The following is a 16953-nucleotide window of genomic DNA, read 5'->3' on the forward strand; positions in this document are numbered from 1 at the left end:
TCGGCGGTGATATTGCCGTTGCCATCCTGGGTGGTCTTGCCACTGATGTTCAGGAACACGTTGCCGCTGGTGGCCAGCCCTTCGTTGATCGCCAAGTCACCTTGGGTGCCGATGCTGACGTCGCCGGAGTTGTTCACCCCCGTGGTGACCTTGACCACGTTGCCGTTGCCGTCGGTTTCGGTCAGCGTGCCGACTTTCAGGTTACCGGTGTTGTTGAAAGCAACCTTGCCCGCCTCGCTGGCAATATCACCCACCACGTTGCCATTGTTGCGCAACTCGAAATCGCCACCGTTGAGGGCCAGGCCGTCGGCGGTGATGTTGCCGTTGGCATCCTGGGTGGTCTTGCCATCGACATTGAGGAACACATTGCCGCTGGTGGCCAGTCCTTCGTTGATCGCCAAGTTACCTTGGGTGCCGATGCTCACATCGCCGGTGTTGTTCACCCCGGTGATGGTGGTCTGCGTGCCGTCGGCATGGGTCGCAGTCAGCGAACCCACCTTGAGGTCTGCGCTGTTGTTGAATTGGACCTTGCCCGCCGCGCTGGCGATGTCGCCAATCACGTTGCCGGTGTTGCCCAGCGCGTAATTGCCGCCCAGCAGCACCAGGCCGCTGGCATCCAGCTTGGCCCCGGCGTCGCCGGACTGGATGGTGTTGCCCGCCACTTCCAAGGTGATGATGTCGTCGGCACGGGTCTGGCCCTGGCTGGCATCGTCTCGAGGGCCGTTTTCTATGGTGATGCCTTTTACCAACGTCAGGTCGTGATCGGTTTTCAGGGTGACCGCCTCATCGGAGGTAATCCCCACGGTACCGTCCACGATGCCTACCGTCAGGTTGCCATTGCCGGCAAATGCCAGGCTGCCGACATCGGCGGCAATGACACCCACGTCATGCCCGCCCTTGCCCAGTTGGAAGTCACCTTCGCCACGCAAGGCCAATTCGTCTGCGGTAATGGTCGCGCCAGTTCCCTGAGTCGCACCTTTGCCCGCGTCGACGCTCAGCGTCAGTCCCTTGCCGGTGGTGCCGTCTTCGTCGGTGCCTTCGGGATCCTTGAGCATCAGATCGCCCAGCAAATCCAGGACGCCGTTGGCGACCAGGGCCAGATCGTCCTTGAACGTCGCGCCTTCATCGTCGACGGTGATGTTGCGCGTCTTGTCGTTGCCGATGACGACCTTGTCGAAGCCATCCTGGATGTTGGCCAGGTCAGCGTCGGACAGCACCAACGGATCGTTAGGCCCGGTCACCTCCGGGTCGTCGCTGCCGCCCAGGTGGATGTCCAGGCCATCGGTCTTCTGCTGCAGGGTGAGACTGCCGCTACCGGAAACGCTCGCGGCGAGATCGATTTCGTCGGCGGTCAGGCTCGTATCGCCCTGGGTGAGCAGGGCCTGGCCGACCGTGAGCTTGTCCGCGACAAGGTTCAGGTCACCGGTCTGGGTCATACCGGCGACCGGCACGCCTTGCGGGTTTGTCGGGGTCTGGCTATCGGGAATGGTTACAACGCCGACGGTCAGGTCATCGACATCGGCAAAGCTGACCGTGCCGGTGTCGCTGGAGATGGTGTTGACGTCGTTGGCCGCGTTGTCGAGATCATGGGTAGCGCCGTCACCCAGCAACACCAGGCCATCGGCGACAAGGGCACCACCGGCGGTCTGGTCGACCTTGCCACCGTTGCTCTGCAACACCAGGACGGGGGCCGGCTTGGTGTCATCGTTACCAGTGCCCGGGGCGTCGGCCACGGTCAATTGGTCATTGATATGGATATTGCCGGTGCCGGCATTGAGGACGAGGTTGTCGTTGATGCGGGTCGCTTCGATGATGTTGATGTCACCGGTCATGTCTGCGCCGCCGATGTTGACGGAGGTGAACCCGTCGCCCAGTGCGCCGATGTCGGTGCCGGTCAGTTCCAACGAACCGGGGGCATCGCCCGTGCTGCCGCCCACTGCGATGTCTTTGCTCGGCGTGTTGGTCTCAAGGGTGATGTTCCCATTGCCGGTGACACTGCCGACGCCGCCGTTGAAGTTGATGTCGTCCGCCTTGATGGCCAGGTTGTTGTCGGTGCTGTTGAGGCTGCCATTGAACGTAATGGAACTGCCTTGCAGGCCCTTGCTGCCCGAGGTGTCGGTCTTGATGTTGTCAACGTACAGCGAGCCACCGACCTGCTTGCCGGCGGTCTGGTCGAAACTGCCCGAGACGAAGACGAATTTGTACGTGCCGGCCTTGTCCGCCGTAGCCGTGTGGCTTTGCCAGTTCACCGCCCCCGTGCCGTTACCCGTTTCATTCAGGATGATCTGGTATTCGCCGGTATTGACGTTCAACAGGTAGCCGAAGACATCGTAGGTATCGCCGCCCGCGACCGGTTTGTAATCGAAGCTGACCTTTTCCCCGGCGGCCAGGGAGACCGTGCCCTCGCTCACGACCGAAGGGCCACGCATGATGCAGCCGGCGGGGGCGTTGAGGCAGTTGGAGGTATTCTCGGTCCCCAGCAGCAGCGCGGCGCCGCCATCCTCGCCTTGGCCAACGGCAGCGACCGGAGTGAGGGGTTTGTAATTCATGTCGCCCTGGTCGCCAGGGGAAACGCTCGGCGCATTGCCGTTCGTTGGCGAGGTCGTCGGCAACGTCGGATCATTCGGCGAGACCACGCCATCCACCACGGTGACGCCCGTGAAGAACTGGTCGATGGACGTCTTCCAACCGACCAGGCCATTTTCGAAGTCGGCGTTCAGGAATTGTGAAGTGCCCAGCTCAACCGCACCGGTGTAGACCTGCTCGCCGCGGGTGAAGACTTTTGCGCCGTTGATAAACGTCTTGCCGGTGCCACTGGTGGTCGCATACAGGGCGCCCAGCGCGCTGTTACCGCCGACCATGTCGCTGAAGATGATCGAGCCCGAACCGGCATCGACGCGCAGTTGGCGGTTGTTGGCCACCGCATCGGAGTCCACCACGCCGGCAAATACGACATTGCCGCCGTTGCTCTTCAAACTGACGTCGGTGTTGAGCGCGATTTTGCCGTTGAGAATCAACGCCAGGCTGTTGCCATTGCCTGCGCCGCTGGCGTCGATGTCACCGTTGAGGAAGATATTGCCGAAGACATAACGGCCTGTTGCGCCGTCGTCGTGTCCCGACTGCAACGTCAGCGTCCGGTCACCGCTGACGCTCTGCGGTGTGTAGTCGCCGTTCCAGTGAATGGTATTGTCGGCCTTGATTGCCACATCGGTGCCGCCGGCCAGGGCGGTGTCGATCGCGTCGAAACCGACCGTGGCGGCTTGGCCGTTGGCGCCGCCCGTCAGCCCTCCATTACCCGGCCCCACGGTGACACTGTCCGGGTCGAGCAACCACAAGCCACCCTTGCCGTTCTTGGCCGAAGCATCGGCGGCTTTGCTCACCGCCAACTTGGCACCGCTGGTCTCGATCTTGCCGCCGTCGCCGCCCTTGGCACCGCCGGTGGCTTTCAGCGTGCCATCCACCCGCGTCACGCTGCCCGGCTTCTTGGTATCCGACCAGGCCACCACGGTACCGCCCTTGCCGTTGTCGGTCGCCGATGCATCGAGCACGGCACCGGCGGCGATGGTGGTCTGGCTGGCCTGTTTGATCGCCGGGTCCTTGCCTTGCCAGCTACCGCCCACATAAATGTCGCCGCCGCCCTTGGCGCCGGTGGCGTCGAGCTCAGCGCCGCCGTTGATCGCGACATGCTCACCGGTCACGACAATCTTGCCGCCCTTGCCGGTCTCGGAGGACACATCGATTCGCCCGGCGACTTGCACACCGCCCTGATCCCCCATCAGCGTCACCACGCCGTTTTCACCGATATCCAGGGAACGGGCTTCGATCAAACCGGTGTTGTTGATCACCGTGCTCGCCAGGGTTTCCGCCGCACGGGCGGTCAGCAGGATCCGGCCGGCATCGGCACGAATGGCGCCGCCGTTTTCGATCAGCGCTTGAAGCGCACCTTCTTTCACTTCCAACTGCACCGGCCCGCCCAGATCGAGCGTCACGACACTGCCGGCGCCCAGCAGCACATTACCCTTGTTCGCGGTGATGCTGCCTTCGTTGACGATTTTTGCGGCGATCAGGGCAATGGTGCCGCCTTGCGCGGCATTGATGTTGCCCTGGTTGACCACCGAGGCGGCGCTGGTGCCACTGAAACGGTAGTTGCCCGCGAGGAAGTCTTCCGTGGTCATGTTGAGCGTGGACGCGACCAGGCCGCCTACATCAACCTGAGCACTGGGTGTGAACAGGACGCCGTTGGGGTTGACCAGGAACACCTGGCCGTTGGCTTTCAGCGCGCCCTGAATCACCGATACATCCGAGCCCAACACGCGGTTCAATGCGACAGACGCCGCGCCCGGCTGGACGAACTGGACGGTGTTGCCTTTGCCGATGGAGAAGCTTTGCCAGTCAATCGCGAGCTTATCGCTGCCCTGATGAATGGCCATGTTGTTGCCGTTCTGATGAATGCTGCCGTTACCCGCCACGATGTTGCCGCCGGAAGGCAACGCCCCCGCCGCGGCGACCGAGGCGAAGACACTGCCGCCTACGCCGATGACGAGGCTGAGCGATGTACGGCTTTTGTCTTTGCCGTGACTCTTGACCAACTCGGATGCTACCTGCCACGCGCCCATCACGGCATTCCAGACGACTCGGTAAACTCTATTCATTTTTGTTCACTCATCCTTAATACGACGGGTCGTGCCATGACGACCAGGCGGTTCGCGTCGACAAATCAATGGAAAACCGCATCCGGACGGATGACGGCTTGAAAATCCCACAATGCTCCGTGCCATCATCTCTGCGGCTTGCCGATCGCGCTTTTGCTTGAGCGCCCGCGGCTTTTGATTGAAGGGATCGAATGAACTTTTTTCACGATGGGTGGGTAACGTGCATCGGGTGGAGGCTGGTCGCCTTCGTGGGCGAGCTATGCTGGAACGCTCCCATTTCGACCGGAAGTTCGGCAGCGTTCGATCGTTCCTCACGCGCCGCGGGGGAATGCCGCCAGAGACGCTCCGCGTTCCGCGTCCGGTGGTGACTCAGAGCGTCACGGGATGCATTCCCAGCAGAGCGTGGGAACGATTGGATGGTGGGGGGTGATTGTCCATTTCGGTAGGGGTGCGGCTAAGATGACGCGCAGGGAAATCACAAGGAAGACAGGCGTGATGCAAGCGCAATTCGATCCGTTGGTTCATATCGATTGGAAAACACCGGGCGGCGACCTGCTCGGGCTGTTGCAGCATTACTATCCCGATATCGGTGTGTTTGCCGGTCCGGGGTTCGAGGCGTTGTTGGATGAGCTGTCCAACGAGATGCCCGAGGTCTGTTTCGAGGCACTGGCGCCGGTGTTGGCGGGCCAGGGTTATGACTTGTGGAACCTGGACGCCGGTGGCGATGATTATCGGCCGGTGATTGTCCCGGTCGCTCAACGCGAGGCGTTTGCCCGGCATTGGCAGGGCCAGCGCGGCGAGCCGAGGTTCACCGCGAGTTTGATCGAGCCGCCCAAACCTGCCGCCGTTGAACGCAAACCGGCCAAAGCCAAGCGCGGCAAGGTGAAGTGGCTGCAGGAAGTCCATGACTATCCCGGCGCCACCTATGTGCATGAATACAACTACCGCAACGGTTGGGCCGCCATTACCGAGCAGGACGAAGACCAGTGGCTGTGCTTTCTGATCGATTACAACCAGTGGCCGCCCATCGAGCAGGACATGCTCGAACACCGCACCGACGGCGTGGACGCCGCGGACTTGCAGCTCATCGATGCCGATGCCCAGCGCAGCCTGTGGAAACGTCGGGTGATGCGCGGCGATTACAGTGCGGATGACCGTTACCAATACGAGATTCGGCAAGGCGATGAGATCGCGGCGTTCGGGCCTGCCGGGGTGCAGTGGCCGGAGTTTGAACAGCCCTGCGTGGTGGTGGGCTCGGCGATATTCGAACGCCAGCGTATTTACGAACCCGAGCATGTGACGCGGATCTGGCGGATCACGGCGGACAGCAGCGAGGTGATTTTCGAGCATGCGGATGAACTGACGATCCTGCCCGTCGGCCCGCGCCGCTTGCTGTTCATGCAGCACAACGGGCCGTTGTGCTGGATCTGGAATCAGGACGCTCCCCAGCAAACCATCGCCGCCAAACCAATGCCCGTCGAGGCTTATAAACTCAGGGCGGCAAGCGCGTATCTGGGGGGCGATGAAATTTTGCTGTTCAGCGAAGGTGCGCGGCAGAACGTCGAGCATTCGGGGTATCAGGAGACGGTGCTGTTGGCGTGGCGCTTCAACTTCGTGACCGGCGCTTCGACGAAGGCGCTGTTGGACGGTTTCGGCAGTGAGCTGCGCCAGGACACGCGCCTGCTTGTCACGCAGCCCAAGCAGGTCATTACGTTGCGCACCTTTCATGGGCAGCTTCATGTTGCCCGGGGGCATGGGGATTGGTGGGTGTGGAACTACAGCGCCAATACGTTTGGTACACACACCCTGGCCTGGTTTTGGAATCAGGACAGCCATGAGGTGGTGAAGCTGTCTTCCAAGGACATCCCGCGTATCAAACCGGATGTTCGTTATGTGCCGGCGCAGGATCGGTACCTGGCGTTCGAGACGGCGTTCGTGGCGAGGTTGCCGGCGTTCAGTGAGATGGTCGAGGCCAAGGGGGGCGAGGTTTTGGTTTTTGAGTGAGGGACCTTTCCGCGCTCAGAAACACCGCAGCAGGTTGCCCCGCTGCGGTCTGTGGCGAGGGAGCTTGCTCCCGCTCGGCTGCGCAGCAGTCGTAAAACCTGCCGGCGCCGTTTTTCCTGATGCACCGTGGTGGATGGCCTTGGGGCTGCTGCGCAGCCCAGCGGGAGCAAGCTCCCTCGCCACGGGGTTCGCGGTGATTTCGAAGAGTCAGACCCGCAGCAACCCACGAAAGCCCCGCGCCGCGTAATACGACTGCACGCCATTGTGGTAGATGAACACCCGGCCATAACGGTAGTCGCCAAAAATCGCCCCATCGAGCGAGCGAAGCTCTGGAGGGGTTGCCAGCCAACTGGATGTCTTGGCATCAAACTCGCCGAGCGTTTGCAGGGCTCGGTACTGCTCTTCCGTCAGCAGGGCGATGCCCATTTCTTCGGCCATTTCGACGGCACTGCCTTTGGGCTTGTTCTCCTTGCGTGCGTCCAGGGCGGCGCGGTCGTAGCAGAGGCTTCGGCGACCGGTCGGGCTTTCTTTAGCGCAATCGCAGAAGGTGACAACACCGGTTTTCGGATCGAGGCCGATCACGTCTGGCTCGCCGCCGGTGGCGTCCATGGCTTGGAGGGACGCCAGGGCATTGGGGTTGTTTTCGAGCCGGTTCTGGACGTCGGCCCAAGGGATGTCTGGGTGACGACTCAGGTTTTGTTCGAAGCGGGTTTTCAGGGTTTGGATGAGGTTGTCTAGTTCTTGTTTTTTCATGGTATGGAAGTCCGTGGGTGATCGGTTGCCGATTCCGCGCCTGGTTCAAGAATACCTAGGATAGACATACGGCAGATTTCCCACAGACATGGTCGCTCCCACAGGGGGTCAGGCGTTGAACTGCTTGATCCAATCAAGGCCTGCCACGGTAGAACCGGTGGGACGGTATTCACAGCCGATCCAGCCTTGGTAGCCGCGCCGCTCCAGGTCTGCGAACAAGGCCGCAAAATCCATATTCCCCGTCCCCGGTTCATGACGCCCCGGGCAGTCGGCAATTTGCACATGGACGGTTCGGTCATAGAAGCGAGCCAGGACATCCGCCGCGTCCCCGGTCAGCCGTTGGGCGTGGTAAAGATCGAGGATCAGCCCGACACTCGGGAACGTCTCCAACACCTGTTGTGCCTTGCTGAAGTCGGACATGTAGTAGTCCGGCATTTCCTGCACGCAGATGACTTCGATCAGCGGCCGCAAACCTTGGTCCTCAAGGTATTTGACGGCGTACTCCAGGTTGCGCTCATAAATACGCGCGGCGTCTTCCTGGACCGTAACGCCCGACATGATGTGGACATCCGAACACGCCAGCGCCTTCGCATAGCGAGCCGCTTGGAGCAAGCCGCTGCGAAACGCCTCTTCCTGGCCGTGCAAGGCTGCGATGCCTTTGGTCACGCCAGCCGGTGCGGCGAACTGGATCAACGGCAGGTTATGTTGAGTCAGATGATCGGCTAGAAGACTGGCGTCGAACTCATAGGGTGACGGGAATTCCACCGCGCGAAAGCCCGCAGCGGCGGCAGCTTCGATGCGTTGTAGAAAAGGCACTTCATTGAATTGAAAACCGAGGTGAGCGTTGAACTTGGGCATTGGGTAAATCATCCATCCTGGGAAGAAACGAAATCATCCGTTTAGAACAACTTGCGCAGCGCCAGCACGGCACTGTCGGGCGTGGTCAATACTGGCAGGCCGGAGCGAGCCCCGGCCTGTTCGGCAGCACTGGTCATCGAAAACTGGGCAAAACAGATCAGGTCGCAGCCCTCGACCCGGGTGGCCATTTCCACAATGGCAGCATCGTGAGCTTGTGAGTTGCCGTCTTTCAACGCCTGCAATGCCCCCGGAACGAAATAAGGCACCACTTCCACCGCGCGACCACTGCGCTCTGCCGCTTGCTTGAACTCGGGCATCATCGAAGTAATGGTGGGTTCGAACGTTGCCAGCACAGCAATGCGCGATGCCTGGCTCAGCGCCTGGTCGATCATGGCTTCGTTCGGCTTGAGCACGGGAATGGCCACCTCGGGTTTAACCAGGTCGATGGCATCGCCAAACGCCGAGCAAGTAAACAGAATGGCATCCGCCGCGCTTTGTACGGCGTAGTGGGACAGCGCCAGGAAGCGCGCTTTCATGCTCGTGGTCAATTCGCCCTCTTCCACCCGGTCCTGGGGTAGCGAGTCCTCGAGCAGATTGATGATCCGTGCCTGCGGCCAATGCCGGGCAAAAGCCGCCGTGATGGGCTCGATCGCCAATGGGGTCGCGTGGATCATAAAAATGCGTGGAGCCTTCATGCTTATGCCATTCTCCAGATCATGTTTTTTGCACGGTATCAGAAGGCCCGATAGCGTGTGGAATTCCTGTGGCAATAAACAATGCGGCACTGAGCACATGAGGCCCGTATGAAGAACTTCACGATTCAACGTATCGACCACATCGTCCTGCGCGTAAAAGACCTCGAGCGCAGCCTCGCTTTCTATACGTCGGTGCTTGGTTGCGAGCTCAAGAAGCGCCGGGACGATCTTGGCATGCTTCATCTGGGCACCGGTGTTTCGATGATTGACCTGGTTGCCGTCGACGGGCCTCTCGGTCGCCAGGGTGGGCCGGCAGCGGGAAAGCAGGGGCACAATGTCGATCACCTCTGCCTGCGGATCGAGCCGTTTGATGAATCAGCCCTCCTCGCGCATTTGGCGTCAGCTGGCCTGACCGTTGAGAAAGCGCAGATGCGCTATGGCGCGGAAGGCAAGGGCTGGTCGATCTACTGCTTCGATCCGGATGGCAACCAGATCGAGTTGAAGGGCCCGGCGCTGGAGCCCTGAGCTTCAACTGGCAGGCAATCCCCTGTGCGGGCTTGCTCGCGAAGCGGTCTATCTGGATCGGTGATGTTGACTGTGCCGGCGTCATCGCGAGCAAGCTCGCTCCCACAGGAGGTCGGTGGTGGACGCAGTAGTGGCACTTCAGTAGCATTCACCCACTTTATCGATCCTTCAAGGATGCCTCATGCTCGCCCTGCCTCGCCGTCTTGTCCCGTCGCCAGCATTGTTCGCGTTATTCGTATTGCTCGGCGGTTGCAGCGTCAATGGCAGTTACCCCGATGCCATCGAACCGGACGCCGCCAAGTTGCGGTTCGTCGCCAATACCAGCAACGCCACGCTGGACTATTTCGACGCGGCCCATTGCGACGGGCAAACCACTGGCATCCTCAATAATATGCTGCTGAGCGATACCGCGCGGCGGGTGGGGATGAGCGTTCCGGCGCCCAAGGATGCCAGGGGTTACTTGGAGGTCAAGCTCAAGCCGGGTGAGCAGATTCACCTGCGCACCAACATGAACAGCGGTTATGCCGTGTGCGGCAAGGGCTTCAACTTTACGCCCGAGGCCAATGCCGAATACGAGGTAACGTTCAAGTCCGAGAAGAACTTTTGCCAGACTCAGTTGCAACGCTTGCAACGGGTCGATGGCAAGGACGTGCGTACGCCGATCCTGATCTTGAAGAAAGACTTCCCCGCCTGCGCCGGACGCAATCCGCTGTTTCCCAAGACCTACCCGGACACGCCCCATCGCCTGGAACTGATGAACCGGGTCATCGACAAAAGCCTGGTCGTCACCGTAAAGACCGATCCAGCCAAGGAAAAAATCGAAAGTTATTCGCCAGAGAAACTGGACACCTTGATCAGCGAACGCAAGGCCAAGCTCGGCTTCGAGCTGCCGGCTGACTACTGGACGCAGTACCGGGAAAACCTGAAGACGTTTGGCGATGACATGGCGCAGAAAAAGGCGCGCTCGATGGAACGCTTCAAGGAGGAATACCAGGTGCGCCTGCGGCAGTTGAAGGATGAGCAATTGGAACAGTGGGCGTTGCCCAAAACCGCCAATGCCAAGCCGGAAAAAGCCGAGATCGACCTGGACGTCGCAATGATGGTGGAGTACTTCCGAATCGGGAATGGGGTGACGGTCGAAGCGGTAGGTCATCACCTGGAGAGGATGGCGCAGATGGATGAGCGTTACGGGGTATGTGCAAAGTTTGCGGAATGCTGGAAGCGCAACTAGCAGGAACAACATGGCTGCACCGCCGTCATCGCGAGCAGGCTCGCTCCCACAATGTTCTGCGGTGGAAGTTATTGCGCCGTCAACTCGACCGCACCCCGAACCCGCTGCAGCATATTGATCAAATGCAGGCGCATCGAAGCCCGCGCCGCTTCCGCATCCCGCCGCGCCAGCGCCGCGTAGATCTGCTCGCGCTCACGCACCACCAACGCCCGATTTTGACCCGTCACTGCCGGTCCGGCCTGTTGCACGACCGCGATCAAGCTATTGCCCACATGGGCCATGGCGTCGATGAAAAAACTGTTGCCCGTGCACTGGGCGATCTGCAGATGAAACTCAAAATCCGTCCGGGCGCTGTCGTCATCGGCCGCCTCAAGGGCATTCGCCGCGTCGAGTACTTCGCGCATGGCCTGCAACTGTTCCGGCGTGGCCCGTTGTGCGGCGATGCCGGCGGCTTCCACTTCCAGGCTCAGGCGCAGTTCGATCACGGCCAGCGCGTCGTAGGCGCCACCCTTGACGTGTTTGCTGCCTTGGAAATCACCGGGGCGGGCGGTGTCGACCACGAAGGTGCCGATGCCGTGGCGGGTCTCCACCAAACCTTCGGCCTGAAGCCGCGACATGGCTTCGCGGACCACGGTCCGACTGACGCCACGGTCCTTGATGATGACCTGTTCGGTGGGTAACTTGCTGCCCGCGGGCAGTTCGCCGGCCAGTATCTGCTGCGTCAGGTCGACCACCAGTTGCTGGGTCATGCTCAGGCGTCGATCGGGTGTGACACGGTCCATTGCACCTATCCATTAAAGCCAGACGATCGCGCATTATAGCCGCGACCTCGCGGCAAAACGCACTATAATGCCCGCTGATCACCCAAGAGCAAGCCGATGACGGATCAAGCGTTATCTCCACTGAACAAGCCGCGCCGCCTCGCCGAAACCCTGGTCGACCGCTTTGCCCAGCGCATGCGTGAAGGTGTTCTCAAGCGCGGCGAAAAGCTCCCCACCGAAGTGCACATCATGGAGGCCGAAGGCGTCAGTCGTTCGGTGGTGCGTGAGGCGCTGTCGCGCTTGCAGGCGGCAGGGCTGGTGGAGACGCGCCATGGCGTCGGCACCTTTGTTTTGGACATGCCGGCACCCGAGGGCTTTACCCTCGGGCCGGCGACGATTGCCACGTTGTCGGATGTGCTCAGCCTGCTGGAGTTTCGCCTGAGCCTGGAAGTCCAGGCCGCCGGCATGGCCGCCGAACGCGCAACGCCCGAAGCCCTGGCCGAACTGGCCCAGGCGCTGGAGGCGTTGCTGCAAGGGCCGGAAAAATCCGGCACCACCATCAATGCCGATTTTCAGTTCCATCTGAAAATCGCCAAGGCGGCCGGTAATTACTACCTGATCGACATCATGAAGCACCTGGGCACGAAGCTGATCCCGCGTACCCGCATGAACTCCGCCTACTCCGGGCAAAGCGATCGCAGTGCTTACCTGCAAGGGATCAACGCCGAACATCAGCAGATCTTCGACGCCATCGCCAGCGGCAATGTCGATGCGGCGCGGGCGGCCATGTACCTGCATTTGAGCAATAGCCGCATGCGCCTGTGTGAAACCCAGCAACGGCAGGCGTTCTACAACGAGTAAGCCCAATGCTGTTCACTTAAGGTTTGCTTGACTCACTGTGGCGAGGGAGCTTGCTCCCGCTGGACTGCGCAGCAGGCCCATTTTTGTGAGCGCTTCGCACTCAAGCGGGAGCAAGCTCCCTCGCCACGGATTCATCGCCCCCTTGAACGAGCAGTGCTGTCTGGGGGCGCTTGCTCTCACAATTTAGAAGAAGCTGTATTTAACACCGACCCGCAGTCGCAACTGGCGATCACTGTCGACCGAGTTGACTTTGATATCGCCCACTTCAAAGAACGGCGCCCAGCGTTTGTCCCACTGGTATTTAACCACGGCATTCTGTTCATAGTCGTCGGTACCGCCGTTATAGCGAATGTAGTCGGCATCGAAATAAGTCAATTGATATTCATAGGCCCACGGTCCTTGAGGGCCATAGTTGATATAAACATCGTAACGGTTGACCTTCTGATCGTCCTGGCCATTATGCGGCACGTCACGGTCGATCTGGTCGCGATCCAGCTTGGATGAATCGTAACGGTAACGACCGGCGATGCTCAGCTCCTTGGTGATTTTGTAGCCCAGGCGCATGCCCAGTTTGTAGGTGGTGGATTCCTCGTCGCTTTCCATGGCGAACGAAGGCGTCAGCGTCCAGCGGTCATCGATCTTGTGCTGGTAGTTGACGGTGAATTCATGACCACTGCCAACGGTATTGTCGAAGGCGACGTCTTGCCGGTCACCGGCGGTCTTGTATTTGAGTTCACCTTCCAGGCCCACGCCGTTGTCCAGTCGTATACCGAACTTGGCGCGGTCGGCGTGCATGCGAGTTTTCTCCGCATATTGGTGACGCACATTGATGTAGCCGGTATCGGCCACTGCAACAACCGAAGTGAACAATGCAGAGAGGGAAACTAATACAAGTGTCTTTTTCATGTTTTTTATTCTTGTTGGTTAAAAGGTTAGTTAGGGCAGACGCTAAATCACAGGCGAGCGCGTGCGCGGCATTGATACCTGGGCTCCAACGTTTTTTACGGGTTAAAACAAGTACAACTAATTAATGGAACCTCAAACAGCGATGGGCACGCGTTGTATGTCCCGACTGGCTTGCACCAACAAACGGGTGTACGCGTGCGTGGCGCCATCGCTCGCCAGCAGATGGCTGTCGAGGGTCTCCACCACCCGGCCCTGCTGCATCACCGCCAGCCGATCACACAAATGCGCCACCACCGCCAGATCATGGGTGACCATCAGGTAGGTCAGCCCTTCCTGGTGACGCAAGTCGGCCAGCAGGTTGAGGATTTCCGCCTGCACCGAGACGTCCAGCGCCGAGGTCGGCTCGTCCAGCAACAACACCCGGGGACGCAGGATCAGCGCCCGGGCGATCGCCACGCGTTGGCGCTGGCCACCGGACAACTGGTGCGGATAACGGAAGCGAAAGCTGTCGTTCAAGCCGACCTTGCGCAGGATCTCGCTGACCTTCTGCGCACGCCCGTCGATGCCGTGGATGCGCAGCGGCTCTTGCAGCGCGGCATCGATGGTGTAGCGCGGATGCAACGAGGCGTACGGGTCCTGGAACACCATCTGCACCGTGCGATAGTGATTCAGCGGCAGGTTGCGCGTCACGGCTTGGCCGGCGACCCGCAGTTGTCCGCTCCAATGCTGGTACTGCCCGGCCAGGCAGCGCAGCACGGTGGTCTTGCCCGAACCGGACTCCCCCACCAAGCCGAATGCCTCACCTTCGGCGACACTCAAGTCGACGTCGTGCAGTACTGCGTTCAGTGCCGAACCGGTACCAAAACTGAGGTTCAGGCCGGCGATTTCAATCATGCTCATGACAGGCTCCTCAAGCATTCAACCAGTGTGGGTCGCGCTGCAGCACCGGCAACGTGGCGCGCGGATGGTCCAGGCTCGGCAATGCGGCCAACAGGCCTTGGGTGTAGGGATGGGTGGCGTTATCCAGGTCGGCGGCGGCAATCGACTCGACCACGCGACCGGCGTACATCACCAGCACGCGATCACAGAAATGCCGTACCAGATTCAAATCGTGACTGATGAAAATCAGCCCCAGGTCACGTTCGCTGACCAACTCCTCCAGCACATTGAGCACCTGTCGGCGCACCGATACGTCCAGCGCCGAGGTGGGCTCGTCGGCGATGATCACCTGGGGATCGGTGATCACCATCATGGCGATCATGATCCGCTGGCCCATGCCGCCCGAGACCTCGTGCGGGTACAGGTCATAGACCCGCCGTGGGTCGCGGATATGCACCTTGGCGAGCATGTCCAAGGCGCGTTCGCGGGCTTCGCGATGGGGCACCTTGTGATGGGCCAGGTAGGCCTCGGCGATTTGTTCGCCGACGCGCACCACCGGGTTCAACGAGTACTTGGGGTCTTGCATGATCATCGACATGCGCGCGCCGCGAATCGCCTGGATCTGCTTTTCGCTGGCGGCCAACAGGTCAATATCGGCGAAGCGCAAGGTCTTGGCGGTGACCCGCGCGGTCGGCGGATGCAGACGCAAAAGACTGCGGCCAACGGTGGATTTTCCTGAGCCGGATTCACCAACGATGGCGAGTTTTTCCCGGCCCAGGGTGAACGACACGTTACGCACCGCCAGGGAAGTTTTGCCGGCGTTGCGAAATTCCACGCACAAGTCCTGTACCGCAAGTTTTATCTCAGTCATGGCCTGTTCCTCAGGATTGGCTGCGTGGGTCGAGGACGTCGCGCAAGCCGTCGCCCAACAGGTTGAAGGCCAGGCTGACCAGCATGATCGCCGCACCGGGTGCCGCCACCAGCCACCAGCTTTCGAGCATGTAGCGCCGCCCGGTGGAGATCATCGCGCCCCACTCCGGCAACGGTGCCTGGGCGCCGAGGCCGAGAAAACCCAGGGCGGCGGCGGTGAGGATGATGCTCGCCATGTTCATGGTCAGGCGGATGATCACCGACGACAGGCACATCGGGATGATGTGGCGCAGGATGATGCGGGTGCTCGACGCGCCTTGGAGCTGCACCGCAACAACGAAGTCAGCGTTGCGCAGTGGCAGTGTTTCGGCGCGGGCAAGCCGGGCAATCGGCGGCCAAGCCGTCAGCGCGATGGCGATCACCGCATGCTCCAGGCCCGGGCCAAGGGCGGCGATGAAGGCCAGCGCCAGGACCAGGCTGGGGAACGAGATGAAGATGTCGGTGATGCGCATGAACAGGCTGTCGACCCAACCGCCGAAGTAGCCGGAAACCGTGCCGACCAGCAGGCCGATGGGGCCGACAATCACCGTCACCAGCAAGACGATGTACAGGGTGATGCGCGAGCCATACACCAGCCGGGCGAAGACATCGCGACCGTATTCGTCCGTGCCGAACCAGTGCACACCGCTGGGTGCCTGCAAGGCCCCGGCGAGGTTCTGCAACAGCGGATCGTGGCCGGCGATCCAGGGCGCGAAGACCGCGACCAGCATCAGGGTCGCGACGACGATCAGGCCGGCGAAGGTCATCGGGTTGCGCAGCAGGAAACGCAGCAGGCGCAAGGTACTGGCGGCCATCGCTGCGGTACTGGAGGCGGGCAGCGCGGCGGGTGCGCTGGAAGCCAGGGGCAGGTTCATTAGCGAGTCCTCGGGTCGAAGATCTTGTACAACGCGTCGCTGATCAGGTTCAGCGTCACGAAGATGAGGCCGATCAGCAGCACGCAAGCCATCACCGCGTTCATGTCACCGAGCAGCAAGCTGCTGGTCAGGTACTGGCCGAACCCCGGCCAGGCGAACACGGTTTCAATCAGCACCGCGCCTTCCAGCAGGCCGCCATAGGCCAACGCGACGATGGTCAACAACTGCACGCGAATGTTGCCGAAGGCATGTCCCCAAACGATCCGCCGCTGGGACAAACCCTTGACCCGGGCGGTGATGATGTACTCCTGGGACAGTTGCTCAAGCATGAAGCTGCGGGTCATGCGGCTGATGTAGGCCACCGAGTTGAAGCTGAGGATCACCGCCGGCAACAGGATGTGCCGCAGGGCGCTGCGAAAGGCCTCCCAGTCGCCGGACCAGGCGGTGTCGATCAACAACAGCCCGGTGTGTTTCGGGATCAGCCCGTCATAAGCCAGGCCAATGCGCCCGACGCCACCGGCCCAACCCAGCCAGGCGTAGAACACCAGGAAGGCCATCATGCCGATCCAGAAAATCGGCGTGGAGTAACCGAACAACGTGATCAGCCGTGCGACATGGTCACCGGCACGGCCCTGATGCGTCGCGGCGTAGACACCCAGCGGCAAGCCCGCCAACACGCCGAACAGAATAGCCAGGGTCGCCAGTTCCAAGGTGGCCGGGAAGACCCGGGCGATGTCGGTGATGACCGGGTTGCCGGTCAACAAGGCCATGCCGAAGTCACCGTGCAGCAGGTCGCCGAGGTAGATCGCGAACTGGGTCCACAACGGTTTGTCCAGGCCCAGCTCTTTGTACACCTGGGCGTAGGCCGAGGCGTCGGCGTCCGGGCCGACGATGGCCAGCACCGGGTCCAGGGGCATCACTCGCCCGATGAAAAAGGTCAGTAGCAGCAACCCCAGCAGCGTCACCGCCACCGAGCCGCCGCGCCGGGTCGCCGAAGCGGCCCGGGTGGTCCAGATTGAAAAGGATGCAGTCGACATGTTCATT

Annotated in this window: 14 protein-coding genes; 4 read left to right on the forward strand and 10 right to left on the reverse strand. The window is 61.0% G+C overall.

Going from position 1 to position 16953, the window contains the following annotated elements:
• The coding region (locus BLT00_RS29030) for a two-partner secretion domain-containing protein (RefSeq protein ID WP_092148968.1) at positions 1 to 4652 on the reverse strand (4652 nt) is incomplete at its 3' end.
• A gap of 495 nt (positions 4653 to 5147) precedes the next feature.
• Here BLT00_RS29030 and BLT00_RS29035 point away from each other — a divergent pair.
• The gene (locus BLT00_RS29035; protein WP_092148971.1) at positions 5148 to 6656 is read left to right on the forward strand and encodes a hypothetical protein; all 1509 of its coding nucleotides are present in this window, start codon (positions 5148 to 5150) and stop codon (positions 6654 to 6656) included.
• Between the two features lie 207 nt (positions 6657 to 6863).
• Here the strand turns inward: BLT00_RS29035 and BLT00_RS29040 are convergent, their stop codons facing one another.
• From BLT00_RS29040 to BLT00_RS29050, 3 genes are all read right to left on the reverse strand, one after another.
• Positions 6864 to 7409 carry a DUF4256 domain-containing protein gene (locus BLT00_RS29040; protein WP_092148974.1) on the reverse strand — a complete coding sequence of 182 codons (546 nt, stop codon included), beginning with the start codon at positions 7407 to 7409 and terminating at the stop codon, positions 6864 to 6866.
• A 108-nt stretch (positions 7410 to 7517) separates the two neighbouring features.
• Positions 7518 to 8267, reverse strand: a complete 750-nt coding sequence (locus BLT00_RS29045) for a hydroxypyruvate isomerase family protein (RefSeq protein ID WP_092148977.1) — start codon at positions 8265 to 8267, stop codon at positions 7518 to 7520.
• 41 nt (positions 8268 to 8308) lie between these two features.
• A complete protein-coding gene (locus BLT00_RS29050; protein WP_092148979.1) occupies positions 8309 to 8962 on the reverse strand; it encodes an arylsulfatase in 654 nt (217 codons plus the stop codon).
• Positions 8963 to 9070: 108 nt separating this feature from the next.
• Here BLT00_RS29050 and BLT00_RS29055 point away from each other — a divergent pair, with 108 nt between their 5' ends.
• Both BLT00_RS29055 and BLT00_RS29060 read left to right on the forward strand, forming a co-directional pair.
• Positions 9071 to 9487: a VOC family protein gene (locus BLT00_RS29055; protein WP_092148982.1), complete on the forward strand. Its 417-nt coding sequence runs from the start codon at positions 9071 to 9073 to the stop codon at positions 9485 to 9487.
• Positions 9488 to 9668: 181 nt separating this feature from the next.
• Entirely contained in the window at positions 9669 to 10718 is a 1050-nt protein-coding gene (locus BLT00_RS29060) for a hypothetical protein (RefSeq protein WP_092148984.1), read from the forward strand.
• 68 nt (positions 10719 to 10786) lie between these two features.
• Here BLT00_RS29060 and BLT00_RS29065 read toward each other — a convergent pair whose 3' ends face one another.
• Complete coding sequence (locus tag BLT00_RS29065; RefSeq protein ID WP_092148986.1) at positions 10787 to 11500, reverse strand: FadR/GntR family transcriptional regulator; 714 nt, start codon at positions 11498 to 11500, stop codon at positions 10787 to 10789.
• A gap of 96 nt (positions 11501 to 11596) precedes the next feature.
• On the opposite strand from BLT00_RS29065, the gene BLT00_RS29070 reads away from it, so the two are divergent.
• Positions 11597 to 12340, forward strand: a complete 744-nt coding sequence (locus BLT00_RS29070; protein ID WP_092148988.1) for a FadR/GntR family transcriptional regulator — start codon at positions 11597 to 11599, stop codon at positions 12338 to 12340.
• 183 nt (positions 12341 to 12523) lie between these two features.
• Here BLT00_RS29070 and BLT00_RS29075 read toward each other — a convergent pair whose 3' ends face one another.
• From BLT00_RS29075 to BLT00_RS29095, 5 genes are all read right to left on the reverse strand, one after another.
• Positions 12524 to 13246 (reverse strand): oligogalacturonate-specific porin KdgM family protein, encoded by a 723-nt coding sequence (locus BLT00_RS29075; protein WP_092148990.1) that lies wholly within the window; start codon positions 13244 to 13246, stop codon positions 12524 to 12526.
• 132 nt (positions 13247 to 13378) lie between these two features.
• Positions 13379 to 14146, reverse strand: a complete 768-nt coding sequence (locus tag BLT00_RS29080) for an ABC transporter ATP-binding protein (RefSeq protein WP_092148992.1) — start codon at positions 14144 to 14146, stop codon at positions 13379 to 13381.
• 10 nt (positions 14147 to 14156) lie between these two features.
• Complete coding sequence (locus BLT00_RS29085; protein WP_092148994.1) at positions 14157 to 14996, reverse strand: ABC transporter ATP-binding protein; 840 nt, start codon at positions 14994 to 14996, stop codon at positions 14157 to 14159.
• A 10-nt stretch (positions 14997 to 15006) separates the two neighbouring features.
• Positions 15007 to 15909 carry an ABC transporter permease gene (locus BLT00_RS29090; protein ID WP_063322887.1) on the reverse strand — a complete coding sequence of 301 codons (903 nt, stop codon included), beginning with the start codon at positions 15907 to 15909 and terminating at the stop codon, positions 15007 to 15009.
• Positions 15909 to 16946: an ABC transporter permease gene (locus tag BLT00_RS29095; protein ID WP_025211956.1), complete on the reverse strand. Its 1038-nt coding sequence runs from the start codon at positions 16944 to 16946 to the stop codon at positions 15909 to 15911. The genes BLT00_RS29090 and BLT00_RS29095 overlap by 1 nt, the downstream gene beginning before the upstream one ends.
• Positions 16947 to 16953: the final 7 nt, after the last annotated feature.

Origin of the sequence: Pseudomonas sp. NFACC51 (assembly GCF_900103575.1) — a bacterium.
GTDB lineage: Bacteria > Pseudomonadota > Gammaproteobacteria > Pseudomonadales > Pseudomonadaceae > Aquipseudomonas > Aquipseudomonas fluorescens_Q.

Coding starts and splice junctions, on each gene's coding strand:
- BLT00_RS29090 (WP_063322887.1), bottom strand. CDS start 15,909: ATGAACCTGCCCCTGGCTTCCAGCGCACCCGCCGCGCTGCCCGCCTCC.
- BLT00_RS29040 (WP_092148974.1), bottom strand. CDS start 7,409: ATGAAAAAACAAGAACTAGACAACCTCATCCAAACCCTGAAAACCCGC.
- BLT00_RS29095 (WP_025211956.1), bottom strand. CDS start 16,946: ATGTCGACTGCATCCTTTTCAATCTGGACCACCCGGGCCGCTTCGGCG.
- BLT00_RS29085 (WP_092148994.1), bottom strand. CDS start 14,996: ATGACTGAGATAAAACTTGCGGTACAGGACTTGTGCGTGGAATTTCGC.
- BLT00_RS29035 (WP_092148971.1), top strand. CDS start 5,148: ATGCAAGCGCAATTCGATCCGTTGGTTCATATCGATTGGAAAACACCG.
- BLT00_RS29075 (WP_092148990.1), bottom strand. CDS start 13,246: ATGAAAAAGACACTTGTATTAGTTTCCCTCTCTGCATTGTTCACTTCG.
- BLT00_RS29045 (WP_092148977.1), bottom strand. CDS start 8,267: ATGCCCAAGTTCAACGCTCACCTCGGTTTTCAATTCAATGAAGTGCCT.
- BLT00_RS29060 (WP_092148984.1), top strand. CDS start 9,669: ATGCTCGCCCTGCCTCGCCGTCTTGTCCCGTCGCCAGCATTGTTCGCG.
- BLT00_RS29080 (WP_092148992.1), bottom strand. CDS start 14,146: ATGAGCATGATTGAAATCGCCGGCCTGAACCTCAGTTTTGGTACCGGT.
- BLT00_RS29070 (WP_092148988.1), top strand. CDS start 11,597: ATGACGGATCAAGCGTTATCTCCACTGAACAAGCCGCGCCGCCTCGCC.
- BLT00_RS29055 (WP_092148982.1), top strand. CDS start 9,071: ATGAAGAACTTCACGATTCAACGTATCGACCACATCGTCCTGCGCGTA.
- BLT00_RS29065 (WP_092148986.1), bottom strand. CDS start 11,500: ATGGACCGTGTCACACCCGATCGACGCCTGAGCATGACCCAGCAACTG.
- BLT00_RS29050 (WP_092148979.1), bottom strand. CDS start 8,962: ATGAAGGCTCCACGCATTTTTATGATCCACGCGACCCCATTGGCGATC.